This is a genomic window from Plantactinospora sp. CA-290183 (assembly GCF_050936375.1).
Classification (GTDB): Bacteria; Actinomycetota; Actinomycetes; order Mycobacteriales; family Micromonosporaceae; genus Plantactinospora.
This window is the reverse complement of sequence record NZ_JBNJMX010000001.1, coordinates 503,979-527,301: the sequence shown is the minus strand read 5'-3', so window position 1 is coordinate 527,301 and position 23,323 is coordinate 503,979. Positions and strand designations below refer to the sequence as shown.

29 protein-coding genes are annotated in these 23,323 nt (G+C 72.5%); 20 read left to right on the top strand and 9 right to left on the bottom strand.

The window, feature by feature from the left end:
• On the bottom strand, nt 1–558 hold the full coding sequence (locus ACQEUR_RS02565; protein WP_433024609.1) for a hypothetical protein: 558 nt from the start codon (nt 556–558) through the stop codon (nt 1–3).
• Between the two features lie 252 nt (nt 559–810).
• Here ACQEUR_RS02565 and ACQEUR_RS02560 point away from each other — a divergent pair, with 252 nt between their 5' ends.
• The 3 genes from ACQEUR_RS02560 (at nt 811) to ACQEUR_RS02550 (ending at nt 3,432) form a co-directional block, all read left to right on the top strand.
• Nucleotides 811–1,407, top strand: a complete 597-nt coding sequence (locus ACQEUR_RS02560; protein WP_433024607.1) for a TetR/AcrR family transcriptional regulator — start codon at nt 811–813, stop codon at nt 1,405–1,407.
• Nucleotides 1,408–1,580: 173 nt separating this feature from the next.
• Nucleotides 1,581–1,952, top strand: coding sequence for a YciI family protein (locus ACQEUR_RS02555; RefSeq protein ID WP_433024605.1), 372 nt, complete (start codon nt 1,581–1,583; stop codon nt 1,950–1,952).
• Nucleotides 1,953–2,514: 562 nt separating this feature from the next.
• On the top strand, nt 2,515–3,432 hold the full coding sequence (locus ACQEUR_RS02550; protein WP_433024603.1) for a hypothetical protein: 918 nt from the start codon (nt 2,515–2,517) through the stop codon (nt 3,430–3,432).
• 64 nt (nt 3,433–3,496) lie between these two features.
• On the opposite strand, the gene ACQEUR_RS02545 is transcribed toward ACQEUR_RS02550, so the two are convergent.
• Both ACQEUR_RS02545 and ACQEUR_RS02540 read right to left on the bottom strand, forming a co-directional pair.
• Nucleotides 3,497–3,751 (bottom strand): Smr/MutS family protein, encoded by a 255-nt coding sequence (locus tag ACQEUR_RS02545; RefSeq protein WP_433024601.1) that lies wholly within the window; start codon nt 3,749–3,751, stop codon nt 3,497–3,499.
• 82 nt (nt 3,752–3,833) lie between these two features.
• Nucleotides 3,834–4,202, bottom strand: coding sequence for a tetratricopeptide repeat protein (locus ACQEUR_RS02540; protein WP_433024599.1), 369 nt, complete (start codon nt 4,200–4,202; stop codon nt 3,834–3,836).
• Nucleotides 4,203–4,431: 229 nt separating this feature from the next.
• On the opposite strand from ACQEUR_RS02540, the gene ACQEUR_RS02535 reads away from it, so the two are divergent.
• Nucleotides 4,432–4,713 (top strand): hypothetical protein, encoded by a 282-nt coding sequence (locus ACQEUR_RS02535; protein WP_433024597.1) that lies wholly within the window; start codon nt 4,432–4,434, stop codon nt 4,711–4,713.
• A 92-nt stretch (nt 4,714–4,805) separates the two neighbouring features.
• Here ACQEUR_RS02535 and ACQEUR_RS02530 read toward each other — a convergent pair whose 3' ends face one another.
• Nucleotides 4,806–5,276, bottom strand: coding sequence for a hypothetical protein (locus ACQEUR_RS02530; protein WP_433024595.1), 471 nt, complete (start codon nt 5,274–5,276; stop codon nt 4,806–4,808).
• Nucleotides 5,273–5,635 carry a hypothetical protein gene (locus tag ACQEUR_RS02525; protein ID WP_433024593.1) on the bottom strand — a complete coding sequence of 121 codons (363 nt, stop codon included), beginning with the start codon at nt 5,633–5,635 and terminating at the stop codon, nt 5,273–5,275. The genes ACQEUR_RS02530 and ACQEUR_RS02525 overlap by 4 nt, the downstream gene beginning before the upstream one ends.
• Before the next feature lie 486 nt (nt 5,636–6,121).
• Between ACQEUR_RS02525 and ACQEUR_RS02520 the strand changes: the two genes are divergently transcribed.
• The 3 genes from ACQEUR_RS02520 to ACQEUR_RS02510 all read left to right on the top strand — a co-directional run bounded on the left by ACQEUR_RS02520 (nt 6,122) and on the right by ACQEUR_RS02510 (nt 7,673).
• Entirely contained in the window at nt 6,122–6,388 is a 267-nt protein-coding gene (locus ACQEUR_RS02520) for a BldC family transcriptional regulator (protein ID WP_433024591.1), read from the top strand.
• 237 nt (nt 6,389–6,625) lie between these two features.
• Complete coding sequence (locus tag ACQEUR_RS02515; RefSeq protein ID WP_433024589.1) at nt 6,626–7,477, top strand: helix-turn-helix domain-containing protein; 852 nt, start codon at nt 6,626–6,628, stop codon at nt 7,475–7,477.
• Nucleotides 7,478–7,484: 7 nt separating this feature from the next.
• Nucleotides 7,485–7,673, top strand: coding sequence for a DUF397 domain-containing protein (locus ACQEUR_RS02510; protein ID WP_433024587.1), 189 nt, complete (start codon nt 7,485–7,487; stop codon nt 7,671–7,673).
• 7 nt (nt 7,674–7,680) lie between these two features.
• On the opposite strand, the gene ACQEUR_RS02505 is transcribed toward ACQEUR_RS02510, so the two are convergent.
• Complete coding sequence (locus ACQEUR_RS02505; protein ID WP_433024585.1) at nt 7,681–8,436, bottom strand: ROK family protein; 756 nt, start codon at nt 8,434–8,436, stop codon at nt 7,681–7,683.
• A 60-nt stretch (nt 8,437–8,496) separates the two neighbouring features.
• Here ACQEUR_RS02505 and ACQEUR_RS02500 point away from each other — a divergent pair, with 60 nt between their 5' ends.
• From ACQEUR_RS02500 to ACQEUR_RS02485, 4 genes are all read left to right on the top strand, one after another.
• The gene (locus tag ACQEUR_RS02500; protein ID WP_433024583.1) at nt 8,497–10,134 is read left to right on the top strand and encodes an ABC-F family ATP-binding cassette domain-containing protein; all 1,638 of its coding nucleotides are present in this window, start codon (nt 8,497–8,499) and stop codon (nt 10,132–10,134) included.
• Nucleotides 10,135–10,202: 68 nt separating this feature from the next.
• Nucleotides 10,203–10,508 carry a hypothetical protein gene (locus tag ACQEUR_RS02495; RefSeq protein ID WP_433024581.1) on the top strand — a complete coding sequence of 102 codons (306 nt, stop codon included), beginning with the start codon at nt 10,203–10,205 and terminating at the stop codon, nt 10,506–10,508.
• A gap of 88 nt (nt 10,509–10,596) precedes the next feature.
• Complete coding sequence (locus ACQEUR_RS02490) at nt 10,597–11,319, top strand: methyltransferase domain-containing protein (RefSeq protein ID WP_433024579.1); 723 nt, start codon at nt 10,597–10,599, stop codon at nt 11,317–11,319.
• Nucleotides 11,320–11,348: 29 nt separating this feature from the next.
• Complete coding sequence (locus ACQEUR_RS02485; protein ID WP_433024577.1) at nt 11,349–12,284, top strand: NADP-dependent oxidoreductase; 936 nt, start codon at nt 11,349–11,351, stop codon at nt 12,282–12,284.
• 67 nt (nt 12,285–12,351) lie between these two features.
• On the opposite strand, the gene ACQEUR_RS02480 is transcribed toward ACQEUR_RS02485, so the two are convergent.
• Nucleotides 12,352–13,023: a Crp/Fnr family transcriptional regulator gene (locus tag ACQEUR_RS02480; RefSeq protein ID WP_433024575.1), complete on the bottom strand. Its 672-nt coding sequence runs from the start codon at nt 13,021–13,023 to the stop codon at nt 12,352–12,354.
• A 101-nt stretch (nt 13,024–13,124) separates the two neighbouring features.
• On the opposite strand from ACQEUR_RS02480, the gene ACQEUR_RS02475 reads away from it, so the two are divergent.
• From ACQEUR_RS02475 to ACQEUR_RS02460, 4 genes are all read left to right on the top strand, one after another.
• The gene (locus tag ACQEUR_RS02475; RefSeq protein ID WP_433024573.1) at nt 13,125–13,406 is read left to right on the top strand and encodes a YciI family protein; all 282 of its coding nucleotides are present in this window, start codon (nt 13,125–13,127) and stop codon (nt 13,404–13,406) included.
• An 82-nt stretch (nt 13,407–13,488) separates the two neighbouring features.
• Entirely contained in the window at nt 13,489–14,259 is a 771-nt protein-coding gene (locus ACQEUR_RS02470) for a TetR/AcrR family transcriptional regulator (protein ID WP_433024571.1), read from the top strand.
• A gap of 129 nt (nt 14,260–14,388) precedes the next feature.
• Nucleotides 14,389–15,576, top strand: coding sequence for a sensor histidine kinase (locus ACQEUR_RS02465; protein ID WP_433024569.1), 1,188 nt, complete (start codon nt 14,389–14,391; stop codon nt 15,574–15,576).
• Nucleotides 15,573–16,178 carry a response regulator transcription factor gene (locus ACQEUR_RS02460; RefSeq protein ID WP_433024567.1) on the top strand — a complete coding sequence of 202 codons (606 nt, stop codon included), beginning with the start codon at nt 15,573–15,575 and terminating at the stop codon, nt 16,176–16,178. The genes ACQEUR_RS02465 and ACQEUR_RS02460 overlap by 4 nt, the downstream gene beginning before the upstream one ends.
• A gap of 30 nt (nt 16,179–16,208) precedes the next feature.
• Here the strand turns inward: ACQEUR_RS02460 and ACQEUR_RS02455 are convergent, their stop codons facing one another.
• Nucleotides 16,209–17,216 (bottom strand): helix-turn-helix transcriptional regulator, encoded by a 1,008-nt coding sequence (locus tag ACQEUR_RS02455; RefSeq protein WP_433024565.1) that lies wholly within the window; start codon nt 17,214–17,216, stop codon nt 16,209–16,211.
• 62 nt (nt 17,217–17,278) lie between these two features.
• Between ACQEUR_RS02455 and ACQEUR_RS02450 the strand changes: the two genes are divergently transcribed.
• The 5 genes from ACQEUR_RS02450 (at nt 17,279) to ACQEUR_RS02430 (ending at nt 22,538) form a co-directional block, all read left to right on the top strand.
• The gene (locus tag ACQEUR_RS02450; protein ID WP_433024563.1) at nt 17,279–18,427 is read left to right on the top strand and encodes an epoxide hydrolase family protein; all 1,149 of its coding nucleotides are present in this window, start codon (nt 17,279–17,281) and stop codon (nt 18,425–18,427) included.
• A gap of 215 nt (nt 18,428–18,642) precedes the next feature.
• Nucleotides 18,643–19,014: a YciI family protein gene (locus ACQEUR_RS02445; protein WP_433024561.1), complete on the top strand. Its 372-nt coding sequence runs from the start codon at nt 18,643–18,645 to the stop codon at nt 19,012–19,014.
• 372 nt (nt 19,015–19,386) lie between these two features.
• The gene (locus ACQEUR_RS02440) at nt 19,387–20,817 is read left to right on the top strand and encodes an endo-1,4-beta-xylanase (protein WP_433024559.1); all 1,431 of its coding nucleotides are present in this window, start codon (nt 19,387–19,389) and stop codon (nt 20,815–20,817) included.
• Between the two features lie 90 nt (nt 20,818–20,907).
• Nucleotides 20,908–21,540 (top strand): LysE family translocator, encoded by a 633-nt coding sequence (locus tag ACQEUR_RS02435; protein ID WP_433024557.1) that lies wholly within the window; start codon nt 20,908–20,910, stop codon nt 21,538–21,540.
• Nucleotides 21,541–21,689: 149 nt separating this feature from the next.
• Entirely contained in the window at nt 21,690–22,538 is an 849-nt protein-coding gene (locus tag ACQEUR_RS02430) for an alpha/beta fold hydrolase (RefSeq protein WP_433024555.1), read from the top strand.
• Nucleotides 22,539–22,590: 52 nt separating this feature from the next.
• Here ACQEUR_RS02430 and ACQEUR_RS02425 read toward each other — a convergent pair whose 3' ends face one another.
• Nucleotides 22,591–23,280, bottom strand: coding sequence for a TetR/AcrR family transcriptional regulator (locus ACQEUR_RS02425; protein ID WP_433024553.1), 690 nt, complete (start codon nt 23,278–23,280; stop codon nt 22,591–22,593).
• Nucleotides 23,281–23,323 lie beyond the last annotated feature (43 nt).

Genomic DNA, 23,323 nt, shown 5'->3' with positions numbered 1-23,323 from the left:
TCAGTTCTCCTTCGCCGCGCGGCCGAGCCGGATGGCCGAGATGAGGAAGAAGACGCCGCCGGGGATGGCGTAGCCGATCGCGTTGGTCAGCGCCGGGTTGTCCGCGGACGCGGTCGCGATGAACGACCCACCGGCGAGTACGGAGATGCCGCCGCTGATGATCATCGGCCACTGGCCGCCCATTCCGCGGCGGGTGACACCCACGATCAGCTGGATCAGCCCGGCCACCACCGCCCAGGCACCCCACAGGCGCAGGACCGCCGGTATGCCGGACGCACCCGCGAAGGCCAGGCCGACCGCGGCGACCAGGCTGATCACGACGTTCAGGTACAGCAGGTTGGGCGATCGGGTGGCGCGCGAGGCCCGGGCGTCGATGACGGCGGCGGCCACGTCGAACAGGGGGTAGAGCACGAGCAGCGTCACGGCGAGTGGACCGAGGTGCTGGGCGGTCGTGAACATCACCAGGGCCCAGACGATGGCGAACGCGAAGCGGACGAAGTACAGCCGCCGCAGGGTGGACGCCGTTGTCGAGATGCCGGGTGCGGTAACGCTGGCCATGGTGATCCTTTCGGTGGTTGCTGAGGGGAAACCGCGACCAGCGGGCACCGCGGTCGGGAACACCATCGTGGATAGAACGAACGTTCTGTCTCGCTAACGGTAGCGGCCTCGTCCCGAGATGGCAAGACAGAACGTTCTACTCCCCCCGACCGGTTCGCGCTGGTCGCAGACGCCGAGTCACCCGCGAGGGCCCGGCCGCAGGCCGCCCGACCGAAGCTGGAAGACCGAACGTTCTATCACTACTATGGGCTGATGGCAGGTAGCGAGACGGACATCCGGCCGTCCGAGGCGCGACAACGGCTGCTCACCACGGCGACCAGGATCTTCTACGCGGAAGGAATCCACTCGGTCGGCGTCGAGCGGATCATCACCGAGGCGAAAGTGACCCGGGCCACTTTCTATCGGCACTTCCCTGGCAAGGAGGATCTGGTCCTCGCCTACCTCCAAGCGGCCGACCGTGCCATCCGCGGCCAGGTGGACACCGCCATCACCGCCGGCCTACCGGCGCCCGACACCCTCCGGGCCGTCGCGGAGTCGATTGCCCAGGGCATCCGGTCCGCCGGCTTTCGCGGCTGCGCCTTCCTGAACGCCGTGGCCGAGTATCCCGAACCCGACCATCCCGTGCACCAGGCCGTCCTCACGCATCGGCAGTGGTTCCTCGACACGATCAACACCTTGATGGCGAGCATCCAGAGAACCGAGACCGAGCCCGCCGCGCAGCACTTCGTCATGCTCCGCGATGGCGCGATGGCGGCCGGGTGCCTCTTCGACCGGGCGCTGATCTGCGAGACCTTCCTCCGCGGCGTCGAGGGACTCATCCGCACTCACGCCGCACGCCAGCCATCCTGAGCTGCGTGTCAGAGCGCCCCGAGGACGACAGCGCGGCCCGTGGCGCCCCGGCGCAGCCGAGCGGCGGAAGTCCCGTGGAAGATCTTTTGGCATAGCGTCGAGTACGGGACGGCTCGTTCGTAGCACAGGTGACAGGCGGCCGGAGGAGGCCGCCCGGACAAGGGAGCCATGGGATGACCCGGTACCTGATCTCGTTCGACGACGGCGCGATGGACCACATCCCCGACGAGGATTGGCCCGACGTGGGCAAGGCCTCGCGCGCGGTGGTCCAGGAGGCCGTGAACGCCGGGGTGTGGGTGTTCGGCGCGGGACTGCAGAGGCAGCAGGCGAGCGTCGTGGCCACGAACGGGACGGTCACCGACGGCCCTTACCCGGAGACCAAGGAGGTCGTCGGCGGGTTCGTGGTCATCGACGTGGCCTCACGCGAGGAGGCGCTGACATGGGCTGCCAAGATTGCCGGCGCTTGCCGCTGCGCGCAGGAGGTTCGGGAGGTCCTGCCCGACCCCGAAACCGACGCGATGCTCCGCCAGGCCGCCGACCGGTGACGATGAGGTTCCGACGATGTCGGATCGAGGAGGACCCGCCGCGTCAGAGCAGGACTCGGGTGGTTGACGACGCGGGCCCGCGGATCGACGTGACCCTGTAGCGCGCAACGGTGAACCGGGGGTCGGGCGTACGAAGCCCGGTCCCCGGCCCGGCCGGAACCCCGTCGTCGGGGTGTTTCCGGCAGCGCCAGATTCCGCCAGGTGCCAGGAAGTCACGGAGTAACCCGACCCAGGCAGACCGCACCCCATTCGCCGCACCAGAAAAGAACCGACGAGGTGCGAGTTGCCGCTCTGGCTCGTGCGGGGCTAGACCACGGCGTTCACCGGAAGATTGTTGAGGTATGAGCCGATGCCGAACTCGAACCTGCGTTCGCCGAAATTTCGCGGGCATTCCTGGGCGCGGCACGGATAGCGTATCGCGGGCACTCCCGTGAGTCTCGTCGCCGCCTTGACCGCCCTACCCTCCCGCCATAGCCTGCACTCGACGATCTCCGAGGCACCCGGCCCGGGGTCGTCAGAAGTCCGGGGAGGTCACATGCGATGTGGTAGACGACTGACAATTGTGGTCGCGGCGGTCCTTGGTTTTCTGGTCCTGTCCGGAAATGCAGCCCAAGCTGCCTACTACAACACGTACACCGACATAGCCAGCACGCCCGATACGAGCTGCTGCACCGGGGTTCAGGGCTTCGCCGCCGGAACAACCTACCTCTACTCGATCAAGAACCGCACCAATTACGACGACGTCTCCGTCATCTACCGGGTTCACAAGACGACCGGTGCCCGAGTGGTGATGCGCAACGGCACCGACAACACCTCGACCAACACCTGGCTCGGGCACGGGAACGACATGACGATCGTCGACATCGATGGGCAGCACCACCTGTTCATCGTCACCATGAAGGCGAGCGGCGCGCAGCTCGTGAAGCTCCGGTACGACGGCACCACCTACTACCACGCCGGGTCGTACCAGGTGCGACTGGACGGGGCCGTATCGACGCCGTCCGGGGTCGATCGAGTCGCGGTCACCAGCACCGCGATCACGTTCATGTTCAAGAGCGGCCGGACGGTCTACAACGGCAGTCTCCCGCTGCGCGCCGCCTCCGGGACCGTCAACCTGACAAAGGCGTTCACCCTTCAGGTCGAGGGCGCTCTCGTCAATGGCGCCACGGTGCCGGACCTGGGGACCTTCGCCAACCAGGGGTTCTTCTACGACGAGGCCAAGGATGTTCTCTACTATCCGCTGACCAAGGACAACCGCAGCATCGTGCTTGTCTACCGGAACGTGTCGCCGACGACGACAGGGACCGCGCCGGCGGCCACTGACCTCTCCTTCCGCATCACGTCCTCGGCATATTCGTCCAAGTTCGAGATCGAAGGCGTAGGAATCAGCGGCGGCAAACTGTACTTCAGCACGAACCGGGCGAACTCGAGCGGCGCCTACGACGGGGTCCACGTGTTCAACGGCTACGTCGCGGCCTAGCGCACAAGACGGTGCGGACTCGCCGTGGCTCAGCGATTGAGCCACAGCGGGGCCCGCCCCGCCGCTACTTCCAGCGGAAGTGCACGAAGAGCCGGCCGAAGTTCTTGGAGTCCTTCTCCACCCGGTGGTAGAGCTGCTTGATCTCCTTCTGGTCCAGGAACCGCAGCACCCGCTTCTTGAGCTGGCCCGACCCCTTGCCCGGGATGATCTCGACCATCGTGGCCTTCTTCGCCACCGCCTCGTCCATGATCCCGCGCAGGGCCCGGTCGATGTCCTGGCCCCGGTTGAAGATCTCGTGCAGGTCGAGCTTCAGCTTCATGGCGCGGCCACCGACCACGCGGGATTCACCGGTACGGGCGGCTCAGCGTTCATGCCGACCATGCTAGGCCGCCGGGGGCGGATCACCTCCGGCCGCCGACCCGGGTCTCCACCCGGTTCAGCGCGATCCGGTAGTCGTCGTTCTCCGCGTGCATGGCGGCGGCCAGGCGCAGGTGCCGCAGCGCCTCCGCCGGCCGGCCGACCCGCTCCAGGGTCCGACCCAGTACGTGGTGCGCGTAGTGGTCGCTCGGGTCGCGGTTCACCAGCGTGCGGAGCTGCTCCTCGGCGCGGGCGAGCTGGGCGGACTGGAAGTAGGCGCGGGCCAGCAGTTGCCGTACGGCGGCGTTGTCGGGCTCCGCCTCGACGATCGGCTCCAGCAACCGGGCCGCCCCGGTCGGGTCTCCGGCCTCGAAGAACATGGTCGCCCGCCGGTATTCGGCCAGAAGATCCATGTGGCCCACCTCCTCGCATCGGCAACAGCACTGTCGACGCTGACACAACACCGCCAGGGCCGCGAGCCTTCCTGCTCGCCGACGGGAGTACCCGCCCCGACCTCCCGACACCGGCAACATTCCGACGTCGATTCACTTCCCAAACTGGGAGTTCCATTTTATCCTTGGAGCGGCCGTTGACGATGTTGGCCTGGGGCCAACTCTCCAGCGTGGGGTGGAGGTATCTCGCGTGTCCCCGTTCTTCCTGGCCTTCCTGCTGGCCCTGGCGACGTCCGTGGCGTATGCCGCAGGGCGGATGCACGGGCAGGTCGGCTATCGGACCGGTTACCGGCAGGGCCATTCAGACCGCGCGAAAGAGCAGTTCGACGCGGGAGTACGAGCATTCCAGATCGCATCCAGGAGAAACGGCGGCCCGGTGTACGTGCGCGAGGGGGTGCCGCGCGGCCGGGCGGCGGTGGGTGCGGGGGTCAGTGTCGGCAATGGGGCCCGCCATCGCCGACAGGAGAACTGACCCGGAGGAAAGAGAGGCCCTCCAGGCGTCGGCCCGGGGGGCCTCTCTCCGTCCACCCGGCTCCTCGGCAATGTGCCGCTCGCACCCCGGGCTCACCGGTCGGCCAGCCGCTCCTCCAGCCGGGCAAGGCCCTCGATCACCCGCTCGTCGTAGACCCGGGAGAGCGGGGCGGCGGGGCGCCCGGCGAGGTACCGGCACAGTTCCGCCGCCGCCGCCGGCGCGCTGCGTACCATCCGGCCGACCAGCCGGGCCGCTTCCGGGTCGGCCAGCAGCGCGGTGAACCGGTCCCGTCCCGGCGGCGACCAGTCCCCGCCGGCCGCCATCACCCCGAGGAACCTCCGCAGGTATTCCGCGTCGCCGATCTGGCACACCTCCGGCCGGCAGGCGCACAGATGCCCTCCTGCGGTGACCGGTGATCTCCACTCGCGGTGGCTGCCGCAGGCGGACCAGGCCCGTCCCGCCCAGCCACAGACCGGGCAGTCCGGCGGGGCGGCGCCGGCCGGTTCCAGCCGGGGGCGCCGGCCGGGGTCGGCCGCCGCCGGCCACCGGTGCCGGCCGGTCACAGGTACTGGCCGGTGGGCGGCTCGGCGGCGCCGCCGCCCTGCCCCCCGGTGGGCTGCTCGATCACCGACGCGGTGAACGCGGCCGAGAGCAGGTGCGCCCAGGCGGGTCCGAAGACGGTGACGCCGCCCCGCATCAGGTGCAGGATCGCGTCGCTCAGTGCCTGGGTGGTGAAGAGCAGCGTGGTGGACGCCGGTTCCCTGCTGCTGAAGTCGGGGCCCTGGAACTCGGCGTACAGGAACGGCCCGTCCGCGCCGGCCGTACCGCGGCCCACGGCGAGCCCGGTACGGAGCTGGTGGGCCAGGATCGTGCTGCCGGCCTCGGGAATGGACACCTCACTGCCGATCGGAAGATCAGCCACCGGAAATCCCCTCTCGTACCTGGGTCGGCGATCGGCGCGATCCCCGCACGATCCGCGATCGTGCCGCGGTATTCCACCGGACCGCGTCGGCCCCGAACGACCAGGGTCGATAAACCATAGTGGGAAATACAAACAGCAACTCCCACCTTTGTCCGGGGAACCTCTCGATCGAGCCCAGGTGAGGTCCGTCACAGCAACCAATCGCTCGATCCCTCGTTCTCCGCACCCGCCGGACCGGGGTCGACGCGGCGCCGCGGGACGACCTCCGGGCGGGGGGCAACGGCCACCGGACGGCGCGACACGCGGACATTGGAGCCACTTTGGGATTTCCACTATGGCATTCCCTTGTTATTGTCTGCGTGGTCGGCGGGCACGGGACGAGGGGGGTGCCCGGCGGCCGACATCGGGGGAGTCGGATCCGGGCCGTCCGTGGGGCGGCCCGGTCCCACCCCTCACTCCCCCACCACACCAACCTGGGAGGCCCGGGTGCACCCGACAGATCGCCTGCTGACCCCGGCGGAGGTCGCCGAACTCTTCCGCGTCGGCCCCAAGACCGTCACCCGGTGGGCGGCCCAGGGCAAGCTCGACAGCATCCGGACACCCGGTCGGCACCGGCGGTTCGCCGAGTCCCAGGTGCGGGCCCTGCTGGAGGGACGGGTGCGCGGAACGGACCCGCCGGCCGGTGCCGTACCGGCCGGGGACGGCGCCGCCCTCGCGGAGCCCGATCCGGCCGGCCCCGACCGGCCGACCTGATCCGCGCCCAGCCGGGCACCGGCCCCCGCGCCGTGGACCCGGAGCCCGCCGGGCCCGGTGGCGGCGCGGACCGGGCCGGCCCCGGGCGGCGCGCGGACGGGTGCGTCCGGCGGCCCCGGCGCGGCGCGACCGCCCGGAGCCGGATCGGAAGGAATCGGTTCCGATGACTGCCTTTGTGCCGGTCGAGCCCCGTGTCTGCGATGGTGGGGCGCCACCGCACATGCCAAGATGTCAGCCATGACACGACCGCCGGTCGCTCTCAAGCGCCGCATCGCCGCGGAGCTGCGGGCACTGCGCGAGCGCAAGGGGCTGACCCTCGAAGCGGCGGCCGAGCTCGCGGAGGTGACCAAGTCCTCGCTCTCCCGGTTCGAGAACGGGCACTCCGCACCCAAGATCCACACAATGCGCGCCCTGATGGCGCTCTACGGGGCCAGCCCGCAGCAACGTGAGGAACTCGAAGGGCTGACCAAGGAGGCCGCCCGACGGGGGTGGAACGCCGCGATCTTCGGCGAGGGCGCGGCGGTGCCGGACTGGCTGCGTACCTATGTCGCGCTGGAGGCGACGGCGGCGGCGCTGCTCATCTACAACGTCTTCGTGCCGGGGCTCTTCCAGACCCGCGAGTACGCCCGGGCGGTCATCGCCGCCAACGGGCGGGACGGGGCCGAGCTGGAGCGCCGGATCAGCCTGCGCCTCGCCCGGCAGGCGCTGCTCACCCCCGGCCCCAGCGCGCCCACCGTGCACGCCGTACTCGACGAGGGCGTGCTGCACCGGCAGGTCGGCGGCGCGGAGACCACCCGCGCCCAACTGGCCCGGCTCGCCGAGCTCTCCGCCGCACCGCACATCACCATCCAGATCCTGCCCTTCACCGCGGGGGCGGTGTCGGCCGCGATCGGCGACGGCTTCGTGGTGCTCGGACTCGACCCCGACCCCTCGCTGGTCTACCTGGAGTCCTACGAGATCTCGCACTACCTCGAGGGCGAACCGCAGGCCCGGGAGTTCCGGGACGCGTTCGCGAGGCTGACCGGCGCGGCGCTGAGCCCGGACGAGTCGGCACAACTGCTGGCCGACGCCAGCAAGATCGAGGGGTGAACCGGGCGTGGAGGCGGTGCGCTGGCGCAAGAGCAGCCGCAGCGGTGGCGCGGACAACTGCGTCGAGGTCGCCGACGGCGCCCCCGGCCCGGTCGGAGTGCGGGACAGCAAGGACCGGCGCGGGCCGGAGCTGGCCTTCGACCGCGCCGACTGGCGCGCCTTCGTCGCCGCCGTGAAGGGCCGCGCCCCGCGCTGAGCGGCCCCTACCCGCCGCGCCTCATCGCCCAGGCCCGCACCCCGCCGATGATGCCGGCCGTGTTCGGCACCACGACCACGTCGTCGCCCATCCGGGCCAGCTGCTCCGGCCTGATCAGCCGCGAGTTGCCGCCGCCGAGGTAGAGCCGGTCCCACTGGAAGACCGGCCGCAGCCCCTCGACGATGCCGCGTACCCGGCGGGACCAGAACGCGTCGCCGAGCCGCCGCCGCTCGTGCTCGCCGACGTACGTGTCGTAGCTCATCCCCCACCGCACCGGGGCCTGCGAGAGTTCCAGGTGCGGGGCGAGCACCCCGCCGTCGAAGAGGGCGCAGCCCAGCCCGGTCCCCATCGTCAACACCAGCTCCAGACCGGTACCGGCGACCACCCCGGCGCCGTGCACCTCGGCGTCGTTGAGCACCAGCGTCGGCAGCCCGAACGCCTCACCGAGCGCGGTCTGCACGTCGAAACCCGACCACTCGGCGACCAGCTCCGGCACCGGCTTCGTCCGGGGCCCCGCCCGGGTGACGTAGTGCGGCGTCGTCACCACCACACCGTGCCGCACCATGCCGGGCATCCCGACGGTCACCCGGTCGGCGGCCGGCAACCGGCCGCCGAGATCAAGCAGGGTCTTGACGAAGAGGGCGGTCGGCAGCGGGTACGGCGTCGGCACCCGCAGCGGCCGGGCCCGCATCGTCCCGGCGCCGTCCAGCACCGACGCCTTGATCCCGCCACCACCGCAGTCGATCGCCAGCGTGGTCGTCACAGCCACAGTCTGCCCCGCCGCCCCGGGGCACGTCGCCCGGGCGGATAGCATCGACCTCTCATGAGCGCCACGCTGATCGCCAAGGACCTCACCGCCGGACACGGCGACCGGGTCCTCTTCGCCGACCTGGAACTGGTCGTCGCGCCCGGGGACGTCGTCGGAGTCGTCGGGGCCAACGGGGCCGGCAAGTCGACGCTGCTGCGTACCCTCGCCGGCCGGCAGGCCCTCGAAGGCGGCACGGTCGCCCTCAGCCCGCCCTCGGCGAGCGTCGGGCACCTGCCGCAGGAGCCGGAGCGCCGGCCGGGCGAGACCGTCCGGGACTTCCTCGGCCGCCGCACCGGGGTGACCGCCGCGCAGGCCGAGCTGGACGCGGCGGCCGAGGCGCTGGCCGCCGGGGCGGGCGGTGCCGACGACCGGTACGCCGCCGCGCTGGACCGCTGGCTCGCGCTGGGCGGCGCCGACCTGGCGGAGCGGGCCGACCAGGTCGCAGCCGAACTGGGCCTCGCCGTCGACCTGGCCCAGCCGATGACCGCGCTCTCCGGCGGGCAGGCGGCCCGGGCCGGGCTCGCCTCCCTGCTGCTCAGCCGCTACGACATCTTCCTGCTCGACGAGCCGACCAACGACCTCGACCTGGCCGGGCTGGACCGGCTGGAGCGCTTCGTCACCGGGCTGCGCGCCGGCACCGTGCTGGTCAGCCACGACCGGGAGTTCCTGACCCGGACGGTGACCCGGGTGGTCGAGCTGGACCTCGCCCAGCAGCAGGTCCGGCACTACGGCGGCGGCTACGCGGCCTACCTGGAGGAGCGCGAGGTGGCGCGCCGGCACGCCCGCGCCGACTACGAGGAGTACGCCGACACCCGGGCGGCGCTGGAGGCGCGGGCCCGGACCCAGCGGTCCTGGATGGAGAAGGGCGTCAAGAACGCCCGGCGCAAGGCCTCGGACAACGACAAGATCGGCCGCAACTTCCGGACCGAGGCGACCGAGAAGCAGGCGGCCAAGGCACGGCAGACCGAACGGCTGATCGAGCGGCTGGACACCGTCGAGGAGCCGCGCAAGGAGTGGCAGCTCCAGATGGAGATCGCCGCCGCACCCCGGGCCGGCGCGGTGGTCGCGGCGCTGCGCGGTGCGGTGGTACGCCGGGGCGGCTTCACACTCGGCCCGGTCGACCTCCAGATCGACTGGGCCGACCGGGTGGCGATCACCGGCGCCAACGGCTCCGGCAAGTCGACCCTGCTGGCGGCGCTGCTGGGGCGGCTGCCGCTGGACGCCGGCCACGCCTCGCTCGGCCCCGGGGTGGTGGTCGGCGAGGTCGACCAGGTTCGCGGACTCTTCCTCGGCGACCAGCCCCTGCTGGACGCCTTCGGTGCCGCCGTACCGGAGCTGGCCCCGGCGGACGTGCGGACGCTGCTGGCCAAGTTCGGGCTGCGCGCGGCGCACGTGCTGCGTCCGGCGGCCACCCTCTCGCCCGGCGAGCGGACCCGCGCGGCGCTGGCCCTGCTCCAGGCCCGGGGCGTCAACCTGCTGGTACTGGACGAGCCGACGAACCATCTCGACCTGCCGGCGATCGAGCAGCTGGAATCGGCCCTGGACTCGTACCCGGGCACGCTCCTGCTGGTCACCCACGACCGGCGGATGCTGGAGACGGTCCGTACGACCCGGCACGTCCGCCTCGCCGACGGGCGGGTCGACGAGGCCTGAGCCCGGCCCGGAGCAGGTCACCGGCCCGCAACATCGACAGGCGTCCCCCGAGCGGCGAGAATGACCACATGCTCAGATGGGAGTACGCCCTGCTGGTGCGGCGCCGTCAACCCCGGCTGGACGAGGCCGGATGGGAACTCGCCTTCACCTGGTACAGCCCGGACGGCGGGGTGCTCGACGTCTCCCCGTACGGGGACACCGCGCTGGCCCACCTCAACCGGGCCGGCGCGCAGGGCTGGGAGCTGGTCTCGGTGACCGAGGACCCCACCCAGGGCAGCAGCGAGCTGCACCGCTACCACCTGAAGCGCCCGCTGCCGGCGGCCGCGCCCCGGCCGCGGATCCGCGGCACCGGTCGCCGCGGCACCGTCGGCTGAACCACCCGGCACGCCCCGGAGCTGTCGCCCCGCCGGGCGGGAGGCTTATCCGGTCCGGATCCGGGTAGCCCCGGCCGGGAGGTGGGTGATGGTCGCGGTGTCGTACAGGGCGCCCTCCGGTGAGCGCCTGCGGGCGATCGACGAGTTCCTCGGCGCGGCGTACGCCGACCTGGTCAAGCACGACGACCGGCTGCGCGGAACCGCCGTGGAGGTCCGGTTCGACCGTGGCGTCGCACACCTGACCGGGGACGCCGCCGACCCCGCCGAGCTGGCGCTGGTCCGGCAGCTCGTCGGGCGGCTGGACGGCGTACTGGCGGTCTGGTCGCGGGTGCGGATCGGCGGGCGGGACCCGATCATGCTCGACCTCGGCTGCGGCGCCGCCAAGCAGTACCCGGGCAACCTGGGCCTGGACCTGCGGCTGGCCCCCGGCGTGGACGCCCGGGCCGACCTCTCCACCTCGCTGCCGCTGGCCGACGACTCGGTCGACGTGATCTTCACCGTGCACATCCTGGAACACCTGATCGACTTCCTGACCCTGGTCGACGAGTGCCACCGGGTGCTGCGGCCCGGCGGCACCCTGCACGTGATGAGCCCGTGGTGGGGGCATGTCAACGCGGTCGCCGACCCGACCCACGTACGGCTGCTGGACGTGCAGACGGTCAAACACATCTGCCAGCGCCATCCCGGCGCCCCCCGCTGGTACCCGCTGCACGCCGGCTGCGACGGCGCCTCGATCTTCGCCGACCTCACCCCGCTCGCCGACGACGACCCCGGACCGGACCCCGGCCACCTGGCCCGGTTCTTCGACTGAGGACGATCAGCGACCGAGGGAGACCTGTCATGCGAGCGGTGATGTCCGAGTCGTACGGCGCGACGCCCCAGCTCCGGGAGGTGCTGGAACCCTCGCCGAGCGCCGGGGAGGTGAAGGTGCGGGTCCGGGCCTCCTCGCTGAACGGCTTCGACGCCAAACTCGCCGGCGGCTACCTGGAGGGCACGGTGGAGCACCAGTACCCGATCGTGCTCGGCCGGGACTTCGCCGGCACGATCGCGGAGGTCGGCCGGGGCGTCTCGGGCTTCATGCCGGGCGAGAAGGTCTTCGGCGTGGTGGCCAAGCCCGCCCTCGGCGACGGTTCGTTCGGCGAGTACGTCGTCGTGCCCGAGTCGATCGGCCTCGCCCCGCTACCGGCCGGGCTCGACTATCCGGCGGCGGGGGTGCTCGGTCTGGCCGGTGTCGCCGCGCTCGCCGCGGTCGACGCGGTGGCGCCGGGGCACGGCGAGACGGTGCTGATCTCCGGTGCGACCGGCGGCGTCGGGCACTACGCCGTACAGCTCGCCGCCGCCCGGGGCGCCACGGTGATCGCCACCGCCGAGCCCGGCCCCCGGGCCGACCAGCTCCACGCGCTGGGCGCGGCGCACACCGTCGACCATCGCGGTGACGTGGCGGCACAGGTGCGGGCGTTGGCGCCCGGCGGGGTGGACGCCCTGGTGCACCTGGCCGGCGACCCCGATCTCCTCGCCGAGCTGGTCGCGCCCGGCGGTCGGATCTCGTCCACCCTCGGCGCGGGCACCGACCGGATCGGCGACCGGGACCTCAGTGCCACCGCCGTACAGGCCGTGCCGGACCGGATCGTGCTCGACCATCTCGCCACCGAGACGGCCGCTGGTCGGCTGCGTCCGACGATCGCCCGTACCTACCGGCTGGACGAGGTGCCGCAGGCGTTCGCCGACTTCAACGCCCCGGGCACGATCGGCAAACTGGCCGTGGCCATCGACTGAGGTCCTCGCGCCGGCCGCCGTCGCCCCGGCCCCGGCCGCTCGCTCTGCTGCCCGGACACCCGGGGTCTCATCCCCGGCCGGCGCGCGCGGCGAGCAGTTCGGGGGCGAGGACCACCACCGCGCCCGGTTCCACCCGGAGCAGCCCTTCGGCGGCGAGGACGCCCAACGCCCGGTTGACCGAGACCCGGCTCAGCCCGACCGACTCGGCCAGCCCCTGCTGGGCGCCGGGCAGCGGCACCCGCCGTCCGGTGCGGCCGGCCGCCGCGACCAGCCAGGCCGCGACCCGGCCCGGGGCGTCGGCGAAGACGGTACGGGCCAGCGCGTCCTGCTGGTCGCGCAGTCGGGCGGCCAGGTGGCCGAGCACGTGCCGCCGGACCGCCGGCAGGTCGTCGATCAGCCGCAGTAGCTCCGCGGCGGGGATCAGGCGGCACCGGACCAGGGTGGCGGCCTGCCAGGTCGCGGTGTGTCCGCTTCCGTCGAGCACCGCGCTCTTGTCCACCGCGCACGGGCCGACGAACTCGCCGAGTCGCAGCCGCCGCCCGTCGGCCGTCTCGTGCAGCGCGGTCAGCACCCCGGCCTGCACCACGATCACGTGGGTGGCCGGTTCCCCCCGTACCGCGAGGATGCCGCCGGGCCGGACGGTGCGCACCGCCGACCGGTCGAGCAGCCGGCGGAGCCGGTCCGGCCCGAGCCCGGCGAAGACCGGTACCGCCGCGAGCGCGGCCAGCTCGCTGTCCATGCCACGATTCTCCGCCCCTGGCCGGCGGATGCGGCGGCGGCGCCCAACGGCTGTATCGGCTGATACAGCGCGAGGCGGCCGGCGGACCGTACGGTCGGCACATGATCGTGCTGGAACTGAGCTTCACCGACGACCCGGCCCGGTTGGCCGCCCGCCCGGCCCACCGGGAGCAGCTGGCCCGGCTGCACGCCGAGGGCCGGCTGGTCGCGGCCGGGCCGTGGCGGGACGACTCGGGGGCGCTGCTGCTCTTCGACGTCGACGACGAGACGGCGGCCCGGGAGATCATGTCGGCGGACCCCTACTACCGCACGCCGGGGGTCACCGTGGTCGGATTGCGGCACTGGCGGCCGGTGGTCGGCCCCGGCGATCGGCGCCCCGGCTAGGCCCGGCCGCGGCCGGCGGGCCGCCGTCGCCCGGACCCGAGCGCGGAACCTCGCGGAGTTCGGGCCCGGGGAGAATGGCGGGGTGACCACGGAGTACACCGGCGGCGGAGACCCGAAGCGGAGCATGGAGCTGCTGTGGGGGGTCCAGGACCGCCCCCGGCGCGGGCCGAAACCGAAGCTCACGGTGGAAGCGATCGTCGGGACCGCGATCGCGATAGCCGACGCCGAGGGCCTGGCCGGGCTCTCCATGCGACGGGTCGCCGAGCACCTCGGGGTCACCGCCATGTCCCTGTACACGTACGTCCCGGGCAAGGCCGAGCTGCTCGACGTCATGCTCGACACGGTGCACGGCGAGGTGGCGACCGCGGACGACGGCGACGCGGGCTGGCGAACCCGGCTCGAACGGCTGGCCCGGGAGAACTGGGCGCTCTACCGCCGCCACCCGTGGCTGCTCCAGGTCGCGACCAGCCGGCCGGTGCTGGGACCGCACCTGATGGCGAAGTGGGATCGCGAACTCACCGTGGTCGAGGGGCTGGGCCTCACCGAGATCGAGATGGATCTCCTGGTCAGCCTGCTCGCCGACTACGTGCACGGCGCGGTACGCGGCGCGGTGGAGGCGGCCCAGGCCGAACAGCGCACCGGGATGACCGACGAGCAGTGGTGGTACTCGTACGCCCCGCTGCTGGAGCAGGTCTTCGATCCCGCGCGCTATCCGGTGGCGGCCCGGGTCGGCGAGGTCACCGGTGCCGAGTACAACGCGCCCTCCGATCCGGGCCGGTCCTTCGAGTTCGGCCTGCAACGGGTGCTCGACGGCATCGAGGTCTTCGTCCGGGCCCGCTCGGCCGGGGCGTAACCCGCCGCGCCGTACCCCTTCTTGATCGCCATGATCAGGGAGCCGGCGCCGCGACGCGCCGACGACACGCGGAACCGTTCCCTGATCACCGCGAGGGGGGCGGTGGCGTGGCTGCGTAGCATCGGGGAGGTGGCGAGGGTTGCGCGGCAGTCCGTACCCGAGCGGTCGGAGCCGGACCCGGTGCTGCGCCGGCCCCGGCTCGTCACCCTGGTGTCGCTGGCCGTCTGGGCGCTGACCGGCCTGCTGATGCCCGCCGTCGGCCTGCTGCGGGAATCCCGTCCACAGTGGATCGCCCTCGGGACGCTGGGCGTGGTTCTCTTCGGACTGGCCCAGACCGGCGCGCTCTACGCCGTCGTCACCCCCTGGCTGCGCGAACCGGTCCGGCGCCGGCTGCTGCTCGGCTTCGCCGCGGCCACCGCGCTCTCCGTACCGCTGACCGGTCCGGTCGCGCAGGGGCGGTGGCTGACCTGGGCCTGGCTGGGGGCCGCGGTGGTCGGCACGGCGCCCCTGCTGCTGCGCCGCTGGCCGGCGGTCGCGGCGATGGTGGCGGCGGTCGTCGTGGCGATGGCGGTGGCCCGCTGGACCGGCGGCTCCGTACGGGACGCCGCGGTGATCAGCGGCAGCACGGGGCTCGGGTTCGCCGCGCTGAACTGGTTGCAGGTGTGGTTCTGGGACCTGCTGCTCCAGGCCCGGCAGGGTCGCGCCGCGCAGCTGCGGCTGGCCGCCACCGAGGAGCGGCTCCGGTTCGCCCGGGACGTGCACGACCTGCTCGGGCACGACCTCTCGGTGATCGCGCTGAAGGCCGAACTCGCGGCCCGGCTCGCGCCGGTGGACGCCGAGCGGGCCGGCCGGGAGGCGGCCGAGGTACAGCGGCTGGCGGTCACCGCGCTGGCCGAGGTACGCGAGGCGGTGCACGGCTACCGCAGCGTCGACCTCCGGGAACAGCTCACCGCGACCGCGCAGGTGCTGCGCTCCTCCGGGGTACGCTGCACGGTCGTCCAACCGGCCGGTGAGCTGTCGACGCGGGTCGCCGCCCAACTCGCACCGGTGCTGCGGGAGGCGAGCACCAACGTGCTCCGGCACAGCCGGGCCGGCTGGTGCACGATCGAGGTCCGCCGGGAGGGCGACGAGGTGCGGCTGACGGTGTCGAACGACGGGGTCGGGTCCGGTGACCGGCCGGGGCACGGCGGGCCGGACCGGCACAGCTACGGGCTGCGCGGCCTCGCCGACCGGCTGGCCGAGGAGGGTGGGACCCTGCGGACCCGCGCCCAGGGTGGAGTCTTCACCCTGGAGGCCACCGTGGGCGCGGCGACGTGATCCGGGTGCTGCTCGCCGACGACGAGGACCTGATCCGGGCCGCCGTCGCCGCCCTGCTCGCCCTCGAACCCGACCTGGAGGTGGTGGCGCAGGCCGCCGACGGGCGTACGGCGGTGGACGCCGCCCTGGCGCACCGCCCGGACGTCGCGGTGGTCGACCTGGAGATGCCGGCCCTGGACGGGCTGCGGGTCGCCGCCGAGCTGGCCACCGCGCTGCCCTCGTGTGCGGTGGTGATCCTGACCGGCCGGGGTCGTCCGGCGCACCTGCGCCGGGCGTTGACCGCGGGTGCCCGGGGCTTCCTGGCCAAGGGGGCGCCCGGCGGCGCGCTGGCCGACGTGATCCGCCGGGTGCACGCCGGCGCCCGGTACGTCGATCCGGCGCTGGCCGCGGACGCGCTCACCGCCCCGGAGTGCCCGTTGACCCCGCGCGAGCTGGAGGTGCTGCGGCTGGCCGGACCCGACGCCCCGGTCACCGCGACCGCCCGGCGGGCGCACCTGTCCGAGGGTACGGTGCGCAACCATCTCGCCGCGGTGGTGCAGAAACTCGGGGTGACCAGTCGGGCGGAGGCGTACCGGACCGCCCGGGAGCACGGCTGGCTGTAGCGGGCGCCCGGCGTCGTCCCGCCGCCAACCTCACCCCGCCAGCGGCCCGGCGACCGCGCCACCCTCGGCCGATCCGTCCAGGGGGCGCATCCCGCCGGCCGCCTCCGCGAACCGCCGGGAGAGCCGGCGGAGATGGTCGGCCAGCTCCGGTGGCGACTCGACGGTGAAGTCGACGTCGAGCATGCCGAGCACGAGCGCGACGATGTCGTAGGAGTCCGAGGCCAGCTCCAGCCGGCAGCTCCGGTCGTCGACCGGGGTGAGCACCCCGTCGACCCGACCGGCGACCTCCGATGCCGGGGCGTGCAACAGCAACCGGGCCCGGTGCGGCCACATCTCGAAACCCATCGTCCGGCGCAGGTACGCCGTCACGTCCCCGTCCGGCGGGTCGCGGTGGGTGAACCGGGGCCCGTTCGGGGTCCGGAGCCGGATCCGGTCGACCCGGAAGGTACGCCAGTCCGCCCGTACGACGTCCCAGCCGACCAGGTACCAGCGCCGTCCCCAGGTGACCAGCCGGTGCGGCTCGACCTCGCGCCGCGACCCGGCACCGTGGTGGTCGACGTAGTCGAAGCGCAGCGCCTCGGCCGACCGGATCGCCGCCGAGATCCCGGTGAGGACGCCGGTGTGCACCTCCGGACCGCCCTGCGGCGGCATCGCGACCATCGCCGCCGCCAGCGCACCGATCCGGTGCCGCAGCCGGGACGGCAGCACCCGCTCCACCATCCGCAGTGCCCGCAGCGCCGCCTCGTCGAGCCCGGCCACCCCGCTCGTCGCGCCGGTGCACAGCCCGACCGCGACCGCCACCGCCTGCTCGTCGTCGAGCAGCAGCGGCGGCACCGACGCGCCGGCACCCAGCCGGTACCCGCCGACGGCGCCCCGCGCGGCGTACACCGGATAGCCCAGCTCGCGCAGCCGCCCGACGTCCCGACGGACCGTCCGGGTCGTCACGCCCAGTCGCTCGGCGAGTTCGGCGCCGGACCAGTCGCGGTGGGTCTGCAACAGCGACAGCAGCCGGAGCAGTCGGGCCGAGGTCTCCAGCATGGTTCGACGATGCCACGGAAACAGGAACGGACCTGTCCTGATGGGATCGCAGACTCGGCGGCATGCGTACCCCAGAACCCTTCCGGGTCGACATCCCCCAGGCCGACCTGGACGACCTCGACCACCGGCTCGCCCGGACCCGCTGGCCCGACGAGCTGCCGGACGCCGGCTGGGCGTACGGGGTCAACCGGGAATATCTCGTCGACCTCGTCGACTACTGGCGCACCGGCTACGACTGGCGCCGGCACGAGGCCCGGCTCAACTCGTTCCCGCAGTTCACCACGACGGTCGACGGACAGAACCTCCACTTCCTGCACGTACGCTCCCCGGAGCCGGACGCCACCCCGCTGGTGATCACACACGGCTGGCCCAGCACGGTGTACGACTTCGTCGACATCATCGGGCCGCTGACCGATCCGGCGTCGTACGGCGGGGACCCGGCCGACGCCTTCCACGTCGTCGCGCCGTCGGTGCCCGGGTTCGGGTTCTCCGGGCCCACCCGGGAGAGCGGTTGGGGCACCAATCGGATCGCCCGGGCCTGGGACGAGCTGATGCGGGGCCTCGGCTACCCGCGGTACGGCGCCCAGGGCGGCGACTTCGGCAGCATCGTCTCGCCGGCGCTGGGCCGGATCGCCCCGGACCGGGTCATCGGGGTCCACCTCAACGCGCTGGTGGACGCCGCGACGACGATCGACCCGGGCGAGCTGGAGAAGCTCACCGAGGCGGAGCGGGACGTGGTGCGCCAGCAGGAGGCGTGGTGGTACGAGCACTCCGGTTACGCCACCCAGATGAGCACCCGGCCACAGACCCTGGCGTACGCGCTCAACGACTCGCCCGCCGGGCAGCTCGCCTGGAACCTCGAGTGGCTCGTCGACTGGGACCCGACGACGTCCGCGAAGACCCCGATCGACCGGGACGCGATCCTCACCAACGTCAGCATCTTCTGGCTGACCGGTACCGCCGGCTCGGCCGCCCGGCTCTACCGTGAGGCCGGCGGGGACGGCTGGGGTGCCCGCCCCGAGCCGTCCCCGGTGCCGACCGGGGTGGTCAACTTCCTCGGTGACGGCGCGATCCGCGGGCTGGCGGAGCTGGCGAACCGGATCACCCACTGGTCGGAGTACGACCGGGGCGGGCACTTCGCCGCGCTACAGGCGCCGGCGGAGCTGGTCACGGACATCCGGGCGTTCTTCCGGGCGCTCGCCACCCGGTAGCCGAGGCGGCCGCGCCCCGGCAGCCGGACGGCCGGCGGTGCCCGGCCCGGGCATCGCCGGCCCGCCGGGACTCTTCGCCGGACCGGGCAGCGGAGCAGCACCCCAAGGCTTTCCGGTGCCGGCGGGCGGGGTGTCGATTCCGGGCGACGGCGTTCGGCGTCATGCTGGGTGGCAGATCCGCCGCGCGCCCGTGACGCGACAACCCGGAGGACCCGATGAAGTACCTGTTCCTGATCTACGGCGACCCGACCGGCGACCCGACCTCGCCGGAGGCGATCCAGGCGGAGATCGATACGTACTGGGCGTACGACAGGGCGCTGAGCGACGCCGGGGCCCTGCTGGCGAGTCAGGCGCTACAGGGGACCGAGACCGCGACGAGCGTACGGGTGGGCCGGGACGGCCGACGGACCGTGACCGACGGACCCTTCGCGGAGACCCGTGAGGTGCTGGCCGGCTACTACCTGGTCGACCTGCCGGACCTGGACGCCGCCGTGGAGTGGGCGGCCCACTGCCCGGGCGCGCTCCGCGGCACCATCGAGGTACGGCCGATCATGGAGTTCGAGGAGCCGGAGGGCTGGCACGGGTAGCCGCCCCGGGTGGGACCTGCCGCCGGATCGGTCGGACTGCCGCGCCGGCCTGTGGCGGCGGATGTTTCGGAAAGTTTCGGCGCCCGGCGGCAGCGCGCGGCTCCGGGCGATCCGTGCTGCCGGCCGGACCCCGACCAGCCCAGCGGGGCGACCGGCCGCCGCGACGGACCCTTTCGACACCCCGGTCGCCGGGCCGGACGGGCGGGGCGCGACAACGGAGCCATTGAGGTTTCGGAATCTTTCCGTTAGCGTTTCTCGCTATCGAGAAATGTCGATGTCAGGCTGTGGAGTTGGCTCACTGGCCGAGCCGCACGTCGGTGTCGACGCCCCCACCCCCACCGTCCGTCTCCGCACCCCGAGAGGCAACAGGTCATGAGCAACACGTCCGTCCCTGACATCAGACGCCCGAAGACACGGGCGGGAGCGCGCATCGCACTGGTATCGCTCACGGCGGCAGCCCTCGCCGCCGGTGCGGCGCTGACCGTCGCGACCTCCGCCAACGCCGGTACGACCCTGGGCGCGTCGGCGGCGGAGCGGGGTCGCTACTTCGGCGCCGCGGTGGCCGCGAACAAGCTCAGCGACAGCGCGTACACGACCATCCTGAACCGCGAGTTCAACTCGGTCACCCCCGAGAACGAGATGAAGATCGACGCCACTGAGCCGCAGCAGGGGCAGTTCAACTTCACCAACGCCGACCGGATCGTCAGCCACGCCCGCAGCCGGGGCATGCAGGTCCGGGGCCACACCCTGGCCTGGCACTCCCAGCAGCCCGGCTGGATGCAGAACATGAGCGGCGCCGCGCTGCGCACCGCGATGCTCAACCACGTGACGCAGGTCGCCACCCACTACCGGGGCCAGGTCGTCGCCTGGGACGTGGTGAACGAGGCGTTCGCCGACGGCAACGGCGGCGCCCGCCGCGACTCCAACCTCCAGCGCACCGGCAACGACTGGATCGAGGCCGCCTTCCGGGCCGCCCGGGCCGCCGACCCCGCCGCCAAGCTCTGCTACAACGACTACAACACCGACAACTGGACCTGGGACAAGACCCAGGCCGTCTACCGGATGGTGCAGGACTTCAAGCAGCGCGGCGTACCGATCGACTGCGTCGGGCTCCAGTCCCACTTCAACAGCGGCTCGCCGTACCCGAGCAACTACCGCACCACGCTGTCCAGCTTCGCCGCGCTCGGGGTGGACGTGCAGATCACCGAGCTCGACATCGAAGGCTCCGGCACCACTCAGGCCAACACCTACCGCAACGTGGTGAACGACTGCCTGGCCGTCGCCCGCTGCACCGGCATCACCGTCTGGGGCATCCGGGACACCGACTCGTGGCGGGCCAGCGGCACCCCGCTGCTCTTCGACGGCAGCGGCAACAAGAAGCCCGCGTACGACGCGGTGCTGAGCGCCCTGAACAACGGCGCCGGTCCCAACCCGACCACCACCCCGCCGGGCCCCAACCCGACCACCACGCCGCCGGGCCCGAACCCCACCACCACCCCGCCGCCCGCCGGCGCGGGCTGCACGGCGTCGGTGTCGCTCAACTCCTGGAGCGCCGGCTTCGTGGCGACGGTACGGGTGACCGCCGGTTCGTCGGGCACCAGCGGCTGGACGGTGTCCCTGACCCTGCCGTCCGGAGCCACGGTCACGAACTCCTGGAACACCTCGGCCAGCGGCACCAGTGGCGCGGTCCGGTTCAGCAACGCGACCCACAACGGCCGGATCGCCGCCGGACAGTCGACGGAGTTCGGCTTCCAGGGCACCGGCAGCGCGTCGAGCCTGACGCCCACCTGCACCGCCAGCTGATCGCACGCCAGACCCGGTGCGGAGGACGGAGAGCCGTCCTCCGCACCGGCGTCCCGGCCACGGGGTCCGGGGTATGGAACGATCTTCCTCATGCCGATCGACCAGCACCTGCTCGTGGCGTTCACCCTCACCACGATGGTCGCCATGGTGACCCCCGGACCGGACATGCTGTTCGTGCTCGGCTGCGGGATGCGGGGTGGGGCCCGCGCCGGGCTGCTCGCCACCGCCGGGGTGGCGACGAGCGAGGCGGTCCACGTCGCCGTGGCCGCCGCCGGACTGGCCGCCCTCTTCGCGGCCGCGCCGACCGCCTTCACGGTGGTCCGGATCGTCGGCGCCGCCTACCTGATCTACCTCGGTGTGCAGATGATCCGGCGCCGTAACGACGCCCGGGGCGAACTGCCGGTCGCCGGCGGCGGCATGTCGGGACGCCGGGCGTACTACAGCGGTCTGCTGACCAACCTGCTGAACCCGAAGATGGTCACCTTCACGATCGCCTTCCTGCCCCAGTTCGTCGACCCGCACCTGGGCCGGGTCTGGCTGCAGTTCGCGATCCTCGGCGCCATCATGATCGCGCTCGAGTTCCTGGTCGACGGCGCGGTCGGCGTCTTCGCCGGCCGGATCGGCGGATGGCTCCGGCGCCGGCACGCCGTACGCCGCCGGATCGACGCGGCGACGGGCGGCATCTTCGTCGGACTGGGCGTACGCCTGGCGGTGGAACGGTGACGCCGGTGCGCACCCGGCTGGGGCCATGACGGGGAGAACGGGCGCCGGATCGTGTGCTCGTAGGAGCACCAAGTACCTCTCGGGCACGGCGAGTGGTGACGCGGCGTCGGCCTTTGACACAACTGCACCCCCACTTCAACGGAGTGGCCATGTCCCCCAGTTCTACGCCGATCCTTCTTCTGCCCGGCTCCTGGCATGGTGCCTGGTGCTGGAACGAGGTCATTGCCCACCTCGTGCCGTCTGGCCGCCCGACGCTGGCGGTTGACATGGCCGGGCACGGGTTGCGCGCCCGTCGCCCCGAGTGCCTGACCATACGTCCGTTCGACCCGGAGGAACTGGCCACCGAGGTCTCGCCGGTGGCGGATGTGGACCTCGACCAAGCGGCGGATCTGCTGGTCTCCCAGATCGAACGGCTCGGCCGTGGCGGCCCGGTCACGGTGGTGGCCCACAGCATGGGCGGCACCGTCCTGACCCGGGTGGCGCAGCAGGTTCCCGAGTTGGTGGCGCACGCGGTGTACCTCGCTGCGGTCATGCCCGCCTCGGGCAGTACGGCGGGCCGCTACTTCGTGCTGCCAGAGAACGCGGGCGCGCTGGTCCTGCCCGCCCTTCGGGGCGATCCCGACGTAACCGGGGCGCTGCGGCTCGACCTCGCCTCGAACGATCCCGCCTATCGTCGGCAGCTTCGCGACGCGTTCTACGGCGACGTGGACCCGGTCGTCGCCGACGCCGCGCTGGGCCTGCTGACCCCGGACGCCCCGGTCAGCATGATGCTCGGCACCACCCGGCTGACCCGCGACGGCTGGGGCTCCGTCCCCCGCACCTACGTCGTCTGTGCTCGTGACATGGCGATCCGCCCGGCCCTCCAACGGCTGTTCGTCGCGGAAGCCGACGCCGCCTTCCCGGAGAATCCGACCGCCGTCGTGACGCTGGACTCCTCACACGCGCCGTTCCTGTCCGTGCCAGGCGAAGTAGCGAGGATCGTCGGAGAACTCGGCTGAACTCAGCCCTGGGCTCTCCGCCGCACCCGAACAGACGCTGGTCGACGGTGACTCAGTGCTTGCCTATGCGGTGTAACCACTCGCCGAGCAACACGCGTTCCCCCTCGGTGAGGACGGTGGCCTCGTCGAGGTGGGCTTGTAGCGAGACTGCGGCGTTGAGCAGACCGGTGGAGGCGGCCGCGGTGACGGTGTCGGTGGTGATGGCAGCCAGGATTGACTCGCGGGCGATCGGGGAGAGTGCCAGGTCGCGTTTCTCCGGCGGTGTGCTGATGAGCGTGAGCGTCACGCCTTTGCCGGTGGAGTGGACGAGTTGGGCGGCGCGTTCCTCGGTGACGCGAAGCCGGCCGGCCTGGGCGATGCGGTTGACCCGACGGGCGAGGATGGCGGCGGCCTGTCCCGCGGCCGGGGGTTCGTGGCCGGGACGCACGTCGCCGAAGATGAGGGCGTAGAACGCCGGCTGAGCGAGGCCGAATTCGACGTGGAGATCCCATCCGGCGCGCAGATCCTCGACGGGGTCGTCGCTGTCCTCGATCGCGGTCTTCTGGGCCAGGTAGGTGGCGAGAACGAAGCTGCCGGTGGCGTCGAGCAGGCCCTGCATGTCGCCGAACAGCCGGTAGATGGCCGGCGTCTGCACTCCGGCCGCCGCGCAGACGGTGCGCGTGGAGACGGCGTCGCGTCCGCCTTCGGAAAGTAGCGTCGCCGTGGCCTCGATGATGCGTTCGCGGGGGGCCTTGGCGGGCATGGCCGTAATGTACATCGGCCGTTACCTCCTCATGTCGACGAAC

Coding starts and splice junctions, on each gene's coding strand:
- ACQEUR_RS02565 (WP_433024609.1), bottom strand. CDS start 558: ATGGCCAGCGTTACCGCACCCGGCATCTCGACAACGGCGTCCACCCTG.
- ACQEUR_RS02560 (WP_433024607.1), top strand. CDS start 811: ATGGCAGGTAGCGAGACGGACATCCGGCCGTCCGAGGCGCGACAACGG.
- ACQEUR_RS02555 (WP_433024605.1), top strand. CDS start 1,581: ATGACCCGGTACCTGATCTCGTTCGACGACGGCGCGATGGACCACATC.
- ACQEUR_RS02545 (WP_433024601.1), bottom strand. CDS start 3,751: ATGAAGCTGAAGCTCGACCTGCACGAGATCTTCAACCGGGGCCAGGAC.
- ACQEUR_RS02540 (WP_433024599.1), bottom strand. CDS start 4,202: ATGGATCTTCTGGCCGAATACCGGCGGGCGACCATGTTCTTCGAGGCC.
- ACQEUR_RS02515 (WP_433024589.1), top strand. CDS start 6,626: ATGACACGACCGCCGGTCGCTCTCAAGCGCCGCATCGCCGCGGAGCTG.
- ACQEUR_RS02500 (WP_433024583.1), top strand. CDS start 8,497: ATGAGCGCCACGCTGATCGCCAAGGACCTCACCGCCGGACACGGCGAC.
- ACQEUR_RS02495 (WP_433024581.1), top strand. CDS start 10,203: ATGCTCAGATGGGAGTACGCCCTGCTGGTGCGGCGCCGTCAACCCCGG.
- ACQEUR_RS02490 (WP_433024579.1), top strand. CDS start 10,597: ATGGTCGCGGTGTCGTACAGGGCGCCCTCCGGTGAGCGCCTGCGGGCG.
- ACQEUR_RS02485 (WP_433024577.1), top strand. CDS start 11,349: ATGCGAGCGGTGATGTCCGAGTCGTACGGCGCGACGCCCCAGCTCCGG.
- ACQEUR_RS02480 (WP_433024575.1), bottom strand. CDS start 13,023: ATGGACAGCGAGCTGGCCGCGCTCGCGGCGGTACCGGTCTTCGCCGGG.
- ACQEUR_RS02475 (WP_433024573.1), top strand. CDS start 13,125: ATGATCGTGCTGGAACTGAGCTTCACCGACGACCCGGCCCGGTTGGCC.
- ACQEUR_RS02455 (WP_433024565.1), bottom strand. CDS start 17,216: ATGCTGGAGACCTCGGCCCGACTGCTCCGGCTGCTGTCGCTGTTGCAG.
- ACQEUR_RS02450 (WP_433024563.1), top strand. CDS start 17,279: ATGCGTACCCCAGAACCCTTCCGGGTCGACATCCCCCAGGCCGACCTG.
- ACQEUR_RS02445 (WP_433024561.1), top strand. CDS start 18,643: ATGAAGTACCTGTTCCTGATCTACGGCGACCCGACCGGCGACCCGACC.
- ACQEUR_RS02440 (WP_433024559.1), top strand. CDS start 19,387: ATGAGCAACACGTCCGTCCCTGACATCAGACGCCCGAAGACACGGGCG.
- ACQEUR_RS02435 (WP_433024557.1), top strand. CDS start 20,908: ATGCCGATCGACCAGCACCTGCTCGTGGCGTTCACCCTCACCACGATG.
- ACQEUR_RS02430 (WP_433024555.1), top strand. CDS start 21,690: ATGTCCCCCAGTTCTACGCCGATCCTTCTTCTGCCCGGCTCCTGGCAT.
- ACQEUR_RS02425 (WP_433024553.1), bottom strand. CDS start 23,280: ATGCCCGCCAAGGCCCCCCGCGAACGCATCATCGAGGCCACGGCGACG.